This is a genomic window from Endozoicomonas sp. SESOKO3 (genome assembly GCF_024606255.1).
On sequence record NZ_JAHHPR010000162.1, the window covers coordinates 1 to 1,008 of the forward strand.

Consider the following 1,008-nt stretch of genomic DNA (forward strand, 5'->3'; position numbering starts at 1 on the left):
AGAGCAGAATACATTCAGAGAACCCTGAACGACATCTGGAGCACCATTCCAAAAGCTGAAGAGAAAGAAGAGAAAAAAGTTCAACGCTTTCCCAAAGACCCGGAAGAAAACATTCTCTACTTTCTGGAAAAAAATGCACCACTGCTGGAAACCTTGCAGCGTGAACTGCTGCGAATCGTCAGGAAAGTGTCCCAATACTATTACCCTCAACGCCAAACCCAGGTCATGAACGAAGGCTGGGCCTGCTTCTGGCACTACCATCTTCTCCATGAGCTTTATGAGGAAGGAAAAGTCACCGATGGCTTTATGCTGGAGTTCCTGCACTCTCACTCCAGCGTCGTGTACCAGCCTCCTTTTGACAGCCCGCACTACAGCGGCATTAACCCCTACACACTGGGCTTTAGTATGTTCCAGGATATTCGCAGAATCTGTGAAAATCCTACCGATGAAGACAAGCACTGGTTCCCGGACATTGCCGGCAGTGACTGGCTGGAAACCGTGCACTTTGCGATGCAGAACTTCAAGGATGAAAGCTTTATTTTACAATTCCTGTCTCCCAAGGTCATGAGAGACCTCAGACTTTTCTCGATTCTCGATGACGACAGCAAATCCTATCTGGAAGTCGATGCGATTCATAACAGCACCGGATATAAAGAAGTAAGAGAGTCACTGGCTGCCCAATACAACCTTGGGAACCGAGAACCCAATATCCAGGTATTTGACGTCGACGTTCGTGGCGACCGTACCCTGACCCTGAGACATTACCAGCATCAGGGACGCCCGTTGGACAATAGCACTGAAGAATTACTCAGGCATGTACATCGTCTCTGGCAATTTGATGTCAAACTGGAGTCGGTTAACATTGATAACAAGGTCAGCAAAAGCTATCAATGTCCAGATAAGAAAGATTCCGAAAAGTCTCGCTAAAAGATATGAGAGACAAACAAGATTCTTTTTAATATTTATAACGAATAAGAATTAAAAAGTAATCTAATCCTGCCTGTACCC

At 45.7% G+C, this 1,008-nt stretch carries 1 protein-coding gene; it reads left to right on the forward strand.

What is annotated here, in order from left to right:
* Positions 1-927 (forward strand): SpoVR family protein (locus tag KDK18_RS02710; protein WP_257253018.1); only part of this gene is annotated, 927 nt, incomplete at its 5' end.
* Positions 928-1,008: the final 81 nt, after the last annotated feature.